Here is a 13,611-nt window from a genome sequence, read left to right on the forward strand (position 1 = left end):
ACCGAAAAACCTGTCCGGCAAAGGGGACGGCATGCCTGATCTGATTCTGCTGAATGGCCCGCCCGGGATCGGCAAGTCCACCCTCGCCCGGATGTACGCCGATCGGCATCCGGGGTGCCTCAACCTGGACATTGACCAGGTGCGCTGCCTGATCGGTGGCTGGCAGGAGGATTTCCAAGAGGCCGGAGAGATCGTCCGTCCGATTGCGGTGGGCATGGCAGCGGCTCATCTGTCCACCGGCCGGGACGTCGTCATGCCGCAGTTTTTCGACAACGACGCCGAAATTGCCGTGTTCCGTGGGGCGGCCGAAACGTCCGGGGCCGGGTTCCTCGAAATTGTCCTGACGGACACCAAAGCCGGCTCCCTCCAGCGGTTCGCAAACCGTGGGGCAGATGAACATACCCCGTGGCACGCGCAAATCACCGCCCTGGTGGAGCGCCAAGGCGGATCTGCCCTGCTGGAATCCATGTACGAGAATCTGGCGTCCGGGCTCCGCACCCGTCCGGACGCAGTCCTGATTCACAGCACCTATGGGGCGGCGGAGGCGGCGTACACGGACCTGTTGCGGGCTCTCGCCTCCATGCGTCCGGCATCGCAAACCTGAAGCACACCAAAAACCGGAACCGCCTAAAAACCGAAGCACCCAAGCCCCGAAAATGAAAAAACCGGCGGCCCCCGGTATGGGGACCGCCGGCTCTCACGGAATGCAGTTAGGCGAGCTGGCCCTCGATGGCAGCCTTGGCCTGCGGATCGGAGTCATCCAGGAACTTCCGGATCCGGTCCACTTCGTCAGCTTCACCGATGGCGGCCGCCGCACGGCCCAGCGCGTACAGCGAGCGCAGGAAGCCGCGGTTGGGGACATGCGACCACGGGATGGGACCGACACCGCGCCAGCCGGCACGGCGCAGGGCATCCAGTCCGCGGTGGTAGCCGACGCGGGCGTAGGCGTAGGACTCAACATTCTGGCCCTCTTCGAACGCCTCGTCCGCCAGCGTGGCCCACACCTGCGAGGAGGTGGGGAATTTCGCGGCGAGGTCCACGGCTTCGTCGCCTGCCTCCAGGCGGGCGACGACGTCGGTTTCCTCGGGCAGGTAGGTGGCGTCCGGGCCGAGCAGGTTCTTGCGGAATTCGTCTGACATTAGAGCGCCTTGCCTGCCGATCCGAGGTTCTGTGCAGCTTCCACCACACGGGCGGCCATGCCCTTTTCTGCCGAGGCACCCCAGACGCGCGGATCGTACTGCTTCTTGTTGCCCACTTCGCCGTCCACCTTCAGCACGCCGTCATAGTTGCGCAGCATGTGGTCTACCACCGGCCGGGTGTAGGCGTACTGGGTGTCGGTGTCGATGTTCATCTTGATGACGCCGTAGGAGACGGCGTCGGCAATCTCCTGGGCGGAGGAACCCGAGCCGCCGTGGAAGACCAGGTCGAACGGGCGTTCCTTGCCGATGGACTCGCCCACCGCGTCCTGGATTTCCTTCAGGATTTCCGGGCGCAGCTTCACGCCGCCGGGCTTGTACACGCCGTGTACGTTGCCGAAGGTCAGGGCCGTGATGTAGCGGCCCTTGCTGCCGTCACCGAGGGCTTCGATGGTTGCCATGCCGTCTGCGACCGTGGTGTAAAGCTTGTCGTTGATGGCGTTCTCCACGCCGTCTTCCTCGCCGCCCACGGTGCCGATCTCCACCTCGAGGATCATCTTGGCGGCCGCGGTGCGGGCCAGCAGGTCCTGGGCGATGCGCAGGTTGTCCTCGAGGGTTTCGGCGGAACCGTCCCACATGTGCGAGTTGAAGATCGGGTCTTCGCCGCGCTTCACGGCGGCCTCCGAGGCGGCCAGCAGCGGCAGGACAAAGTCATCCAGCTTGTCCTTGGGGCAGTGGTCGGTATGCAGCGCAATGTTCACGTTGTAGCTCTTGGCTACTTCCTTGGCGTAGGCCGCGAACGCGAGGGAGCCGGTGACCATGTTCTTCACGGAGGCGCCGGACCAGTAGGCTGCGCCGCCGGTGGATACCTGGACAATGCCGTCGGATCCGGCCTCGGCGAAACCGGCCAGTGCCGCGTTGAGTGTCTGCGATGAGGTGACGTTGACGGCCGGGTAGGCGAAGCCCCCTGCCTTGGCGCGGTCAATCATCTCGGCATAAATCTCCGGGGTTGCAATAGGCATGCTGACTCCAAGGTCGATTGTGGCAGGGCCTGGCGCCCTCGTTGGCTTCCTACATCCTAGCCATAAGTATCCTGCCGGCAGCAGGTGATGTCACCGGATAACGTGCCGCGGCGGACGGAACCGGTGCCCGTCCCCTAGTTCACCTTCTGGCCGAAGACATGGCGGCGGATCCAGCCGTGCATGGCAATGGCGGCGGCGGACCCGGCATTGATGGAGCGGGTGGAACCGAACTGGGCAATGGACAGCGTCGCATCCGCCGCAGCGTGGACTTCCGGGCTGAGGCCCGGGCCCTCCTGGCCGAAGACCAGCACGCAGTTTTCCGGCAGTTCGTAGGTTTCCAGCGGCACGGAATCGGGGAAGTTGTCGATCCCGATGATGCTCAGGCCCTCGCTGCGCGCCCACTCGACGAAGTCCTCCACCGTCGGGTGGTTGCGGATGTGCTGATAGCGGTCGGTGACCATGGCGCCGCGGCGGTTCCACCGGCGTCGTCCGATGATGTGCACTTCCTTGGCCATGAACGCGTTGGCGGTGCGGACCACGGTGCCGATGTTGAAGTCGTGCTGCCAGTTTTCAATGGCTACATGGAACGGATGCCGGCGGGTGTCCAGGTCCGCCACGATCGCATCATGCTTCCAGTACCGGTACTCATCCACCACGTTGCGGGCATCGCCGTTGGCCAGCAGTTCCGGGTCCCAGTGACCGCCATCGGGCAGCGGACCTTCCCAGGGGCCCACGCCCACTTGGTGCAGGGGAACGGCGGCCGGGTCTGCGGCGTCAACGGGGAGTTCTTCGGGGCTGTCTATCACCCTTCCAGCCTAAGGTGAAAGACTGGCAGGGTCCGCCGCGTCCCCTCTGACTCCGGTCCCTGGCGCGGCGGCAGGTAAGCAAGGCAACAACGATGTATGCGAGAAATGGGAGACCGTGGGCGAAAACGAGAACATTGAGTGCTGGCTGACGGACATGGACGGCGTGCTGGTCCATGAGAACCATCCGATTCCCGGAGCCGCGGAGCTCATTGACCGCTGGGTGGCAACCTCCAAGCGGTTCCTGGTGCTGACCAACAACTCCATTTACACCCCGCGGGACCTGGCCGCCCGGTTGCGGGCCTCGGGCCTGGAGGTGCCGGAGGAGAACCTGTGGACCTCCGCCCTGGCCACCGCCGAGTTCCTCAAGGACCAGGTCAAGAACGCCGGCGCGCCCGGCCGCTGCTTTGTGGTGGGTGAGGCCGGGCTGACGACGGCGCTCCATGAGGCGGGCATGATCCTTACGGACACCAACCCGGACTATGTGGTGCTCGGTGAAACCCGCACGTACTCCTTCGGCACCATCACCAAGGCCATCCGGCTGATCCTGGGCGGCGCCCGGTTTATTGCCACCAACCCTGACGTTACCGGCCCCTCGCAGGAGGGTGTGCTGCCGGCCACCGGCGCCATCGCGGCCTTGATCACTGCGGCCACCAACATGGAGCCCTACATTGTGGGCAAGCCGAACCCGATGATGTTCCGCTCCGCGATGCGCAAGATCGACGCGCATTCCGAGACCACCGCCATGATCGGTGACCGGATGGACACGGACATCGTCGCCGGCATCGAAGCCGGGCTGCACACCGTGCTGGTGCTCAGCGGCATTACCCAGCGCGAGGATGTGAACCGGTACCCGTTCCGTCCCACGCAGATCATGAATTCGGTAGCCGATCTGATCAATACCGTCTAGGCCGGACATCCGGGAGCACCCGGGGCCGGCTATTCCAGCGGCTCCGGGCCATCCGTCGGCTCGGGCGGGTCAACGATGCGGAACACTTCCGCCAGCGCATCCTGATACACCCCCGGACTCCACTGCGGGCTGGCGTGGGCGGGGCTGGCCCCCTCCGTGACCGTGGAGTCGGACACCAGGTTCGCGCCCAGGGCTGCCTTCCACGCGGATCTGGTGGAGTAGTAGTTCACTGTTTTGTCTTCGGGGTTGCCAATGAACGCCACCTTGGTGTCCCCGAGGGATCCGCCGAACCGCGGAGCGGTGAAGTGGTAAATATAGGACGCCTGGGACTGGATGAGCGTGGTGGAGGGCGCCAGCGGGGAAAGCTGAGCCAGCGTCTGTTCCCCGATGGTGTGCCAGGAGCGTTCGTTCTTGTGCATCACCCGCTCCCCCAGCTCGTATCCGCCGCGCATGCCCATGGGAATCCGGTAGCCGGCGTCGTACAGGAATACGGTGCCCTCAAACATTGCCCGGTCCCGCACATCGTTCTTTCCGGCCGGGCTGGAATCCAGAATGATCAGTTCGACGGCGATCCCGCGTTCCCGCAGCCCGGCAGCCACCTGCACGGCCAGCATGCCGCCGAAGCTGTGCCCGTAGAAGTAGATGCGTTCGAGCCGGTGTTTCCGGATGTAGGCGTGGACCGCCTCCAGGATGTCTCCGGGTTTCAGCCCGAGGTTGGAGTAGCCGATGCCCGCGAGCTGGCCGCGGGTGGTCAGGGCGGGGCGGAGCGATCCGAGGATCCAGTGCGCTTCTTCCCAGCTGGTTTTGTATCCCGGGAACAGGAACCACATGGCGCGCGGGAAGCTCCGCTCGGCGTCTTCATCGGCGACCCGGAGGATCTCCAGTTCCTCGCGGTACCGCTGAATCCGGTGCGTGATGCCCAGATCGGCGCTGAGGAGAAGCCCGGCGAGGGAACCGGCCAGAAAGCGGCGGCGCGAGACCCGGTGCAGCTCGGCAGCCTTGCGGAGGGTTTCCGCTGCCTCCCGGGCGGGTTCCGGAACAGGAAGGTCTGCGCCGAACGGTGCGGCGCTAGTCGAGTCCGAGTTCATCCTTGCCGAACGCGAACAGGTAAGGCACTCCGGCTTCAGCCTCGATGCGTTCCTTGGCTCCGGTGTCCCGGTCCACGATCACTGCCACGGCCACCACATTGCCGCCGGCCCGGCGCACGCCCTCAACGGCGGTCAGTGCGGACCCGCCGGTGGTGGACGTGTCTTCCAGGACCACCACGTTGCGTCCGGCGACGTCGGGGCCTTCCACCTGCCGGCCCATGCCGTAGGACTTCTGTGCCTTGCGCACCACGAAGGCGTCCACGGCGCGGCCGGCGCGCGCAGCAGCGTTCATGACCGCCGTACCCACGGGATCAGCCCCCATGGTCAGGCCGCCGGCGTTGGTGAACTCGATGCCCGCTTCATCGAGCAGGTTCAGCATCACGTCGCCGACCAGCGGGGACGCCTCGTGCTGCAGCGTGACGCGGCGCAGGTCAATGTAGTAATCCGCTTCGGCACCGGAGGACAGCACCACTTTTCCACGGACCACCGCCAGTTCCATGATCAGGTCGAGCAGGCGGGTACGGGCCGGGGCGATCGCGGGCGATGTCATGCCTTAATCCTATCCGGCAGCCCCTGCGGCTCCCGATTTAAGCCGCTTTGCGACGCCGCCCGCCGGGCAGGTGCCGCACCTCAATCCCGTCATTTTCCCGGGCGCCGGAGAAGAGTCGCATATAGGCTGAGGTCCATGCGTGAACTACAAAAGGAAATCATTGCCGAATTGGGAGTTCAGCCCTCCATTGACGCCGCCGGGGAAATCCGGCGCCGGGTGGACTTCCTCAAGGAGTACCTGCGGGCCTCACATACCAAGGGCTATGTCCTGGGCATCAGCGGAGGCCTGGATTCCACCCTGGCCGGGAAGCTCGCCCAGCTGGCCGTGGACGAACTGACGGCCGAGGGCACCGAGGCCAGGTTCATAGCCCTGCGCCTTCCCTACAAGGTCCAGCATGACGAAGAGGACGCCCAGGCAGCCCTGGCGTTCATCAACCCGTCCGAGTCCCTGGTCTACAACGTGGGCCCGGCCGTGGACGGCTTTGAAGACGAGTACGTGAAGATGACCGGCGAGAAGATCACCGACTTCAACAAGGGCAACATCAAGGCCCGGGTCCGCATGACCGCCCAGTATGCTGTCGCGGGCCAGCACAACCTGCTCGTTATCGGCACCGATCACGGCGCGGAGTCCGTCACCGGATTCTTCACCAAGTTTGGCGACGGCGGTGCGGATGTCCTGCCGCTCTCCGGCCTGAACAAACGGCAGAACCGGGCCCTGCTCACCGAGCTGGGCGCACCGGAGCGGCTGGTGAAGAAGGCACCCACCGCTGACCTGCTGGACGGTAAGCCCGGCCAGACGGATGAGACCGAGCTGGGCCTGAGCTACGACACCATCGACGGCTACCTCGAAGGCGAAGATGTTCCGGCTGAGGACGCCGAAAAGATCGAAGCGCGGTTCCTGATGACCCGGCACAAGCGCACCGTACCGGTCATGCTGAGCGACACCTGGTGGAAATAACGCCGTTGCACCCGGCCGGGCAGCTCTCCGCTGCCCGGCTGCGGGGCAGCAGGCGGAACGGCCCGGCCGGCCACGGCCACAGTGTGGGAGCTGGCCGGATTCGGTAACGTAGCAGTTGTGAAGATAGCTACTTGGAATGTGAACTCCATCCGCGCCCGTGCCGACCGCATCGAGGCGTGGCTGCAGCGCTCCGACGTCGACGTCCTGGCCATCCAGGAAACCAAGGCCAAGGACGAGAACTTCCCCTGGGAACTGTTCGAGAAGAACGGCTACGAGGTGGCCCACTTCGGGCTGAGCCAGTGGAACGGTGTGGCGATCGCGTCCCGGGTGGGGCTCGACGACGTCGAACGCACCTTCCCGGACCAGCCGCACTTCGGCAAGACCGAGGAAACCACGGTGGCCGAGGCGCGTGCCATCGGCGCCACCTGCGGCGGGGTACGGGTGTGGAGCCTGTACGTTCCCAACGGCCGTGCCGTGGATGATCCCCACATGCCCTACAAGCTGCAGTGGCTGAAAACCCTCAAAAACCATGCAGCCGAGTGGATCACTGCGGATCCGTCCCTGAACCTGGCGCTTATGGGTGACTGGAACATTGCCCCGCAGGATGACGACGTGTGGGACATCGACTGGTTCCGCGCCCAGAACGCCACGCACATCACCGAACCCGAGCGGCAGGCCTTCAACGAGTTCCTGGACGCCGGCTTCACCGACGTCGTCCGCCCCTTCAACCCGGGGCCCGGCGTATACACATACTGGGATTACACCCAGCTTCGCTTCCCGAAGCGCCAGGGCATGCGCATCGACTTTGTCCTGGGCTCCCCCGCCCTGGCCAAGCGCGTCACCGGTGCCGTGATTGACCGGGAAGAACGCAAGGGCAAGGGCGCCTCGGACCACGCTCCCGTGATTGTGGAACTGGACTAGCCGTGGCGCGGCCGCCGCAGCAGTCCCTGTACCGGACGTTCCCGTTCGTCTCCTACCTGCGGGTCTACGAGCCGCTGGATGCGTTCGACGACGCCGCGCAGCTGGCCATCATGGAACAGCGCGCCCGGGGCCGGCACGAAACCGAGATCCTGGAGCGCACCGACGCTGTCCGGCGGCTGGTCCGGGTGGTCTCGGACCCGTTCCCGCACAATGCCACCGATCTGGTCCGGGTGCTGCACTTCCCGGCCGAGGAAGGCATCACCAACCGGCTGTACTGCCCCAACCAGCTGGCGGTCCGCGCCTCCCTGGCCGCCGAATCCCTGGGCGAGTCCATCCGCGGCCCGCTGGTGGACGTCCTGGTTCCCGAGGTGGCCCGCGAGGCCCACGCAGCACGGCTGGACCCGGATTCCTTCGCGGACTCGCTGGCGAAGCTGCACACCCGCTCCGCCACCTGGGGTGTTCCCTTCGGCTGGTTTGTCCTGCTGCACGAGGATGATCACACCGAAGTGGTGGAGGATGACGGGCGGGTCCAGACGGTCAGGCTGTCCGCCCCCGTGCCGCAGGCCATCGAACGGGCACGCGCTGCCTCTGCTGCCCTGGCCCTAGCCGCCCCGGAGCTGGACCTGCTGGATGAGCTGGCAGCACTGACCGAGTGGCTGGAGGTCTTCGATCCGGAGGCGGTCGTGGAACTGGACTACGGCCCGGTGGCGGACCTGGTTTTCCCCGACGATTCCCCGTCCGACGTGCGGCTGGGCATTGAATCCCTGGCCGAAGGGGACATGGGCGGGGCAGCTGCCGCCTACCGCCGGCTGGCGTCCCGGTGGATCCCCATCCGCCAGCTCGCCCGGGCGTCCTAGGCGGGCACCGCGTTTAGCGGACCCGGTCCTCGCGGCTGAACCGCAGGCGGCGGCCGGACTCCAGGCTCAGCAGGACCGGGGTCTGGCAGCCCAGGGCGGTGTCCAGTGTTTCCACCAGGGCAGTGGCATCTGCGGCAATAAGATGCGGAGCTGCGCCCTGCCGCGGGGTGATCCGGACGCGCAGGGCGGTGCGGCCCTTCATGGAATAGGTGCTGACTGCGGCACCGGCCACGTCCGGGTCCTCCTGCAGTGCACTGCGCAGCGCCTGTTCCGCCACGTTACCGCTGAGGGCCACGGTGCCGGGAGCGCCGTCGTCGTTGTACTCCGAAATCAGTGTTGACGTGCGCCCGCCGCCCTGGGCCGCAATCCACAGGATCATCAGCACAATCCCGACGAAACTGAGCAGCGCCAGCCCCACCCACACCCAGCTGCCGCCGAGCCCCGGAATGGCGGTCCTGCCCAGCACGGCGCCAATGGATGCCATGGCATCCGGAGCATAGGCCTGCCAGGCCCGCGCCGCAGCCGGCCAGGCGGAAATCAGCAGCAGGCCGGCTCCAACCCCGAGCATGATCAGCCCGAGCAGTCCCAGCAGGAGCCGGTTCAGGGCACGCGGTGTCGCATTCACTGGCCGATCACCCCCACCGGGGCAATGCGTACGCGGACGGCCGGCTGCGGATCGAGTTTGGTGAGCAGCAATTCGTCCTCCACCGCCGCGCGGATGGCTTCATCGTCCACCGGGATGCCGGAGGTTGGCCGGATCTGGACATCAACGGCTGTCCGTCCCACCGTCACCAGCACCTGCTGGGGGGTCACACCCGCCTGCAGCCGCGCGCACCGGGCCAGCGATGCGGCCAGCACCTCGGCGTCCACTACGACGGCGGCGCGCGGGTTCGGCAGGGCATAGCGGGCGCGGCGGCCGGGCAGCACCGCCTGCAGGAAGAACAGGAGGCCGGCGAAGAGGATGAGTGCTCCGGAGAGTCCCAGAATGAGCGGATCGGTGCCGGCGGGCAGACCCGCCAGCCAGTGCCCGAAGGTGGGCGGATCAATCAGCCAGGCCGGCTGGCCGAGTGCCTGGAGCACGGATTCAAGCAGCACGTAGCCACAAAAGAGGATGCCGAGGACAGCGGCAGCCACGGCCGCGGGGGTCCGCGCCGAATGGGTTTCGCGCCGCAGGATCCGGCCGGTCAGTTCCCTGTCCGCCCGCTTCACTGCACCCGCCGCCCTTCGGACAGGAGCGCACCGGTGATGCGCACATCAACCCGGGACAGCATGGACCCGGTGAGCTCGGAGATCCGCTGCAGCAACACGGGCTTGGCCGCATGTGCCCGTTCCCACACGGTGCCTCCGGCACGGTGCAGCATGCCGGGGTGCTGTTGCAGGACTTGGAGCGGGGGCAGGGCAATGGGCAGGGACACGGCCAGGGCCAGCAGCCCCCGGTCATCAGCCCAGCGCACGCGGACCTGCTGCGCGGGGACGCCGAAATATTCGGAGGCGGCTGCCTGAGCGGTGCTGGTCAGCGCCTGGGTGCTGATCCGGTTATGCCCGGATAGCACCGCGCCGGTCTCGGCTGCGGTCATAACGGCGGTGCTCACGAAGAGGAGCGGCGGCCCGTGAGCGCATCAGTGACGCTGCGGAAGTCGATTTTGCCTTCCGCTGCACGTCCCAGCAGCGCACCCACCGCTATGAACAGGGCAGTCAGCATAAAGCCCCAGAAATCGAAGATCAGCGCGGCGAAGGCCAGTACGGCCCCGGTTGCCATTCCCACCACTGTTGGTTTCATTTCCCCTGCCTCATAATCCGCTCGCGACCCGCGCCTCCTGCGAGGAACCTGCTTTCGACCCTATACCGCTTTGGCGCCCGTCACAGGCTTGGTGCCGGGGTCAGCAGATTCGGCAGGCAGGTGGACGTCATTGATTTCCACATTCACTTCCACCACGCGCAGGCCCACCAGCTGCTCCACCGCTCCGTAGACCGCAGCGCGGACGTTGTTGGCCACCGTGGTGAGGGCGGTGCCATAGACCGCCACCAGGCTGATATCCACGGCAACTTCACGTTCACCCACCTCCACATGCACGCCCTGGGTGGCACTGGAGCCGCCGACGGCGTCCCGCACGGCTCCCAGCGCGCGTCCGGTGGTATTGCCGAGGGCATACACGCCGGAAACGGAGCGGGCGGCTATCGCAGCGACCTTGGCCACGGCCTGTTCACTGATCGCCGTACGGCCGCCGATTCCGGTGGCGTCCGGGAGGCCGGCTGTGTCCGACGGCGGCACGGCAGCCGCGGAGGCGGGTGTGGTGACGGGGGCGGCGTGCGCGGGGGCAACGGGCGCTGGTGTGTTCCGGAGCTCATCCATGGGTTCAGCGTATCCCGGCGGCCCCGGGTTGTGCAGGGCGGCGGGTGGGCAGCTGCTCCATGCAGGGCGGCGGGTGGGCCTGCCATCTGCCCGGGCACAAAGAAAAACCCCGTCCTGCCTCTTCCGAGACAGCTACGGGGTTTTAGCTGGTGGCTCCGACCGGCGTCGATCCGGTGACCTTTCGATTTTCAGTCGAACGCTCTACCAACTGAGCTACAGAGCCTGGCATCATCAACCGATGATCACCGAGATCTTCCAAATCGCTTCAGAAAATCCGAGCGACCCTGACGGGACTTGAACCCGCGACCTCCGCCGTGACAGGGCGGCGCGCTAACCAACTGCGCTACAGGGCCTTGCATTTCACGAGTGTCAACTCTACCAGATGAAATCCGGTTGAATTACCACTCCTGAGTACCCCCAACGGGATTCGAACCCGTGCCGCCGCCGTGAAAGGGCGGTGTCCTAGGCCGCTAGACGATGGGGGCCAACAGAACACACATGGATTGAAGCGGCCGGTGAACCAGTCGTTTCGCTCCGTTGTGGACTCTAAAACTATAGGGCCTATTTCCGGAATAAACAAAACGCCTCCGGTGAGGCACACGCCACTACAGTGGAGGGGTGCCAATTCAGATGAGTGCCGACGAGTTCGAGGCCTGCGTGGAAGCCGCCATCGACACCATTCCCGCAGATCTCTCCCGCGCCATGAACAACGTGGCCATCTTCATTGAGGATGAGTACGTACCGGGCCCGCACGAGGATCCGGACACCGAGCTGCTGGGCGTGTACGAAGGCACACCTCTGACCGAACGGGACTCCTGGTGGGATGCCGGCTCGCTGCCGGACCGCATCGTGGTGTTCCGCGGACCCCTGCTGCGCATGTGCGAAAGCTGGGATGAAGTAGTAGATGAAGTCCGCATCACCGTCATTCATGAGGTGGCCCATCACTTCGGCATCGATGACGAGCGGCTGCACGAACTCGGTTGGGGCTAGCCTTAAACCATGAGTGACCATTCCGGCCACAGCCACGGCCTCAGCCCCGTCACCGCCACCGGGAAGCACCGCCGCCGCCTGCTGATTGTTTTCATCATCACTATGTCCGTGGTGCTGATCCAGGTGGCCGGCGCGCTGCTGTCCGGTTCACTGGCGCTGCTTGCCGACGCCGGGCACATGCTCTCGGACGCTGCCGGTGTCTCCATTGCCCTGGTGGCTGCGTGGATTGCGGCGCGCCCGCCCACAGCCCGGCGGACGTACGGCTACCAGCGCGCCGAGGTCCTGGCAGCGCTGGCCAATGCGGTGCTGCTCATCGTCATCGCGTCGGTCATCTTCATCGAGGCCCTGCGCCGGCTGGGGTCCCAGACGGAGGTCCACACCGGGCTGATGCTCATCGCGGCGATCGTGGGCGGGCTGGCCAACCTGGCCTCCCTGCTGGTGCTGCATTCGGGCCGCAAGGAGTCCCTGAACGTACGCGGGGCCTATCTGGAAGTGCTCGGGGACCTGCTGGGCTCGGCGGCAGTGGTGGTTTCCGCCGTCGTTATTATGCTCACCGGCTACCAGCAGGCGGACACCTGGGCCTCCATCCTGATTGCCCTGATGATCCTGCCCCGGGCATGGTCGCTGCTGAAGGAAGTCATCGACGTGCTGCTTGAGGCCACCCCGGCCGGCGTGGATATTGCGCTGATCCGGGACCATATCGTCTCGGTCGACGGCGTAGCGGATGCACATGACATCCACATTTGGACCATTACCTCAGGGGTCCCGGTGTTCTCCGCGCATGTGGTGGTGGACGAGGAGCACCTCACCCCGGAAGGCATGGACCGGGTGCTGGACGGGCTGACCCGGTGCCTCAGCAGCCATTTCGATACCGACCACTGCACCTTCCAACTGGAGCCCGCCAGCCACGCGGTCCACGAAGGGCAGCAGCACGCCTAGGGCTGCGGGTTACTCCATCACCATGGGGCCGAAGTCCCGCCGGTCCAGCAGCCGCGGGTCCTCATGATCAGGCACCACCATCACCGGTCCCTTGGCATGGTGCAGCACGCTCTGGCTGGTGGAGCCCAGGAGCATTCCGGCGAAGCCGCCACGGCCCCGGGTACCCAGCACCAGCAGTTCCACCTTCGCGGTCCGCTCCACCAGAATCTCCGGCGGCGCCCCATCCACCAGCTCCACGGTCATTTCCAATGACGGGAAGTGGCTCTGCAGCCAGTCGCGGCCGGCGTCGAGCTGTTCGTGCAGTTCCGCATGCAGGGCCTCGATGTCCAGCGGCGCGGGCACCCAGGCCAGCGAGCCGCTGAAGGGCGGAAGTGAGCACAGGATGCGCAGCGGGAGGTTCATGCGCAGGGCCTGTTCGGCCGCGACCAGCGAGGCCGCGCGGCCCTGCTCCGAGCCGTCCACGCCCACCACCACGGCCTGGTGCACGGCATCAGGATCCGGTGAGTTGGCCGGCGGCTTCACCCCCGAATCCGGCAGGCGCCCGGCGGTGCGCAGGGGAACAATGACGGTGGGGCACTTTGCGTGGGCGGGCAGTGCGCTGGACACGGAACCCAGCAGCCGGCCGACAAATCCGCCGCGTCCGCGTGAACCCACCACCATCAGGTCCGCATCCTCGGACAATTCCAGCAGGACCGCGGCGGCGTCGCCGGTTTCCACGCGGGGAATGATTTCCAGGTTGTAGTGGCTGATCCGCGCCACGGCGTCATCCAGCACCTGCCGGGCGCCGTCGCGGATCATCTCGTCATCCACCGTGGTGTATCCGGCGTCCATGGAAGAGGCGGCAAAGATCGGCACCGTGTATGCCGTCACCACGTGAAGGGGGCACTGCCTGCGCCGGGCTTCACGGGCGGCCCAGAAAAGGGCGCACATGCTCTGATCGGATCCGTCGATGCCCACCACGATGCCCGCGGGCCCGTCTGCGCCGGGTCCGGTTCCCCAGGTCGAATCAGTCACGTGCTGCTCCTTCCGGTACCCAACCGGCAATCAGCGTCCGGCTGTCCTTAGCAGTAGCGTACCGCGCTGCG

18 protein-coding genes and 3 tRNA genes are annotated in these 13,611 nt (G+C 66.1%); 7 read left to right on the forward strand and 14 right to left on the reverse strand.

Translation table 11 applies throughout. From position 1 onward, the window contains the following. The first annotated feature begins 31 nt into the window (after window positions 1-31). Window positions 32-604, forward strand: coding sequence for a P-loop nucleotide/nucleoside kinase family protein (locus AC5RVB_RS13375; RefSeq protein ID WP_494142910.1), 573 nt, complete (start codon window positions 32-34; stop codon window positions 602-604). Between the two features lie 106 nt (window positions 605-710). On the opposite strand, the gene AC5RVB_RS13380 is transcribed toward AC5RVB_RS13375, so the two are convergent. From AC5RVB_RS13380 to AC5RVB_RS13390, 3 genes are all read right to left on the reverse strand, one after another. Beyond that, on the reverse strand, window positions 711-1,139 hold the full coding sequence (locus tag AC5RVB_RS13380) for a DUF3151 domain-containing protein (RefSeq protein ID WP_227905918.1): 429 nt from the start codon (window positions 1,137-1,139) through the stop codon (window positions 711-713). Next, window positions 1,139-2,158, reverse strand: a complete 1,020-nt coding sequence (gene fbaA / locus AC5RVB_RS13385; RefSeq protein ID WP_227905920.1) for a class II fructose-bisphosphate aldolase — start codon at window positions 2,156-2,158, stop codon at window positions 1,139-1,141. The genes AC5RVB_RS13380 and fbaA overlap by 1 nt, the downstream gene beginning before the upstream one ends. A 134-nt stretch (window positions 2,159-2,292) precedes the next feature. Next, window positions 2,293-2,961 carry a TrmH family RNA methyltransferase gene (locus tag AC5RVB_RS13390; RefSeq protein WP_227906025.1) on the reverse strand — a complete coding sequence of 223 codons (669 nt, stop codon included), beginning with the start codon at window positions 2,959-2,961 and terminating at the stop codon, window positions 2,293-2,295. A gap of 157 nt (window positions 2,962-3,118) precedes the next feature. Between AC5RVB_RS13390 and AC5RVB_RS13395 the strand changes: the two genes are divergently transcribed. Continuing rightward, window positions 3,119-3,871, forward strand: a complete 753-nt coding sequence (locus AC5RVB_RS13395; protein WP_227906026.1) for an HAD-IIA family hydrolase — start codon at window positions 3,119-3,121, stop codon at window positions 3,869-3,871. A 29-nt stretch (window positions 3,872-3,900) separates the two neighbouring features. Here the strand turns inward: AC5RVB_RS13395 and AC5RVB_RS13400 are convergent, their stop codons facing one another. Beyond that, window positions 3,901-4,959: an alpha/beta fold hydrolase gene (locus tag AC5RVB_RS13400; RefSeq protein ID WP_227905931.1), complete on the reverse strand. Its 1,059-nt coding sequence runs from the start codon at window positions 4,957-4,959 to the stop codon at window positions 3,901-3,903. After that, window positions 4,940-5,509: an orotate phosphoribosyltransferase gene (gene pyrE / locus AC5RVB_RS13405; RefSeq protein ID WP_227905933.1), complete on the reverse strand. Its 570-nt coding sequence runs from the start codon at window positions 5,507-5,509 to the stop codon at window positions 4,940-4,942. The genes AC5RVB_RS13400 and pyrE overlap by 20 nt, the downstream gene beginning before the upstream one ends. Window positions 5,510-5,644: 135 nt before the next feature. Between pyrE and nadE the strand changes: the two genes are divergently transcribed. The 3 genes from nadE to AC5RVB_RS13420 all read left to right on the forward strand — a co-directional run bounded on the left by nadE (window position 5,645) and on the right by AC5RVB_RS13420 (window position 8,244). Next, complete coding sequence (gene nadE, locus AC5RVB_RS13410) at window positions 5,645-6,466, forward strand: NAD(+) synthase (protein WP_290243240.1); 822 nt, start codon at window positions 5,645-5,647, stop codon at window positions 6,464-6,466. A gap of 117 nt (window positions 6,467-6,583) precedes the next feature. After that, a complete protein-coding gene (locus tag AC5RVB_RS13415; RefSeq protein WP_227905938.1) occupies window positions 6,584-7,387 on the forward strand; it encodes an exodeoxyribonuclease III in 804 nt (267 codons plus the stop codon). Between the two features lie 2 nt (window positions 7,388-7,389). Beyond that, the gene (locus AC5RVB_RS13420) at window positions 7,390-8,244 is read left to right on the forward strand and encodes a DUF8083 family protein (protein WP_290243243.1); all 855 of its coding nucleotides are present in this window, start codon (window positions 7,390-7,392) and stop codon (window positions 8,242-8,244) included. A gap of 13 nt (window positions 8,245-8,257) precedes the next feature. Here AC5RVB_RS13420 and AC5RVB_RS13425 read toward each other — a convergent pair whose 3' ends face one another. The 8 genes from AC5RVB_RS13425 to AC5RVB_RS13460 form a co-directional block, all read right to left on the reverse strand. Next, the gene (locus AC5RVB_RS13425) at window positions 8,258-8,869 is read right to left on the reverse strand and encodes a hypothetical protein (RefSeq protein ID WP_227905941.1); all 612 of its coding nucleotides are present in this window, start codon (window positions 8,867-8,869) and stop codon (window positions 8,258-8,260) included. Further along, window positions 8,866-9,453, reverse strand: coding sequence for a DUF6286 domain-containing protein (locus AC5RVB_RS13430; protein ID WP_227905942.1), 588 nt, complete (start codon window positions 9,451-9,453; stop codon window positions 8,866-8,868). The genes AC5RVB_RS13425 and AC5RVB_RS13430 overlap by 4 nt, the downstream gene beginning before the upstream one ends. After that, window positions 9,450-9,821 (reverse strand): hypothetical protein, encoded by a 372-nt coding sequence (locus AC5RVB_RS13435; protein ID WP_227905943.1) that lies wholly within the window; start codon window positions 9,819-9,821, stop codon window positions 9,450-9,452. Before AC5RVB_RS13435 ends, AC5RVB_RS13430 begins: the two co-directional genes overlap by 4 nt. Before the next feature lie 11 nt (window positions 9,822-9,832). Continuing rightward, a complete protein-coding gene (locus AC5RVB_RS13440; RefSeq protein WP_227905944.1) occupies window positions 9,833-10,024 on the reverse strand; it encodes a DUF2273 domain-containing protein in 192 nt (63 codons plus the stop codon). Between the two features lie 60 nt (window positions 10,025-10,084). Further along, on the reverse strand, window positions 10,085-10,597 hold the full coding sequence (locus AC5RVB_RS13445) for an Asp23/Gls24 family envelope stress response protein (protein WP_227905945.1): 513 nt from the start codon (window positions 10,595-10,597) through the stop codon (window positions 10,085-10,087). 147 nt (window positions 10,598-10,744) lie between these two features. Then, window positions 10,745-10,820 (reverse strand) — tRNA-Phe (locus tag AC5RVB_RS13450). A 56-nt stretch (window positions 10,821-10,876) separates the two neighbouring features. After that, a tRNA-Asp gene (locus AC5RVB_RS13455) sits at window positions 10,877-10,950 on the reverse strand. Between the two features lie 59 nt (window positions 10,951-11,009). After that, window positions 11,010-11,082 (reverse strand) — tRNA-Glu (locus tag AC5RVB_RS13460). A 145-nt stretch (window positions 11,083-11,227) separates the two neighbouring features. Here AC5RVB_RS13460 and AC5RVB_RS13465 point away from each other — a divergent pair. Next, a complete protein-coding gene (locus AC5RVB_RS13465; protein ID WP_494142920.1) occupies window positions 11,228-11,587 on the forward strand; it encodes a metallopeptidase family protein in 360 nt (119 codons plus the stop codon). A gap of 9 nt (window positions 11,588-11,596) precedes the next feature. After that, window positions 11,597-12,526, forward strand: coding sequence for a cation diffusion facilitator family transporter (locus AC5RVB_RS13470; protein WP_227929731.1), 930 nt, complete (start codon window positions 11,597-11,599; stop codon window positions 12,524-12,526). A 9-nt stretch (window positions 12,527-12,535) separates the two neighbouring features. Here AC5RVB_RS13470 and AC5RVB_RS13475 read toward each other — a convergent pair whose 3' ends face one another. Next, window positions 12,536-13,540 carry a universal stress protein gene (locus AC5RVB_RS13475; RefSeq protein ID WP_290243252.1) on the reverse strand — a complete coding sequence of 335 codons (1,005 nt, stop codon included), beginning with the start codon at window positions 13,538-13,540 and terminating at the stop codon, window positions 12,536-12,538. Window positions 13,541-13,611: the final 71 nt, after the last annotated feature.

It is taken from the genome of Arthrobacter sp. Y3225209 (assembly GCF_059090685.1).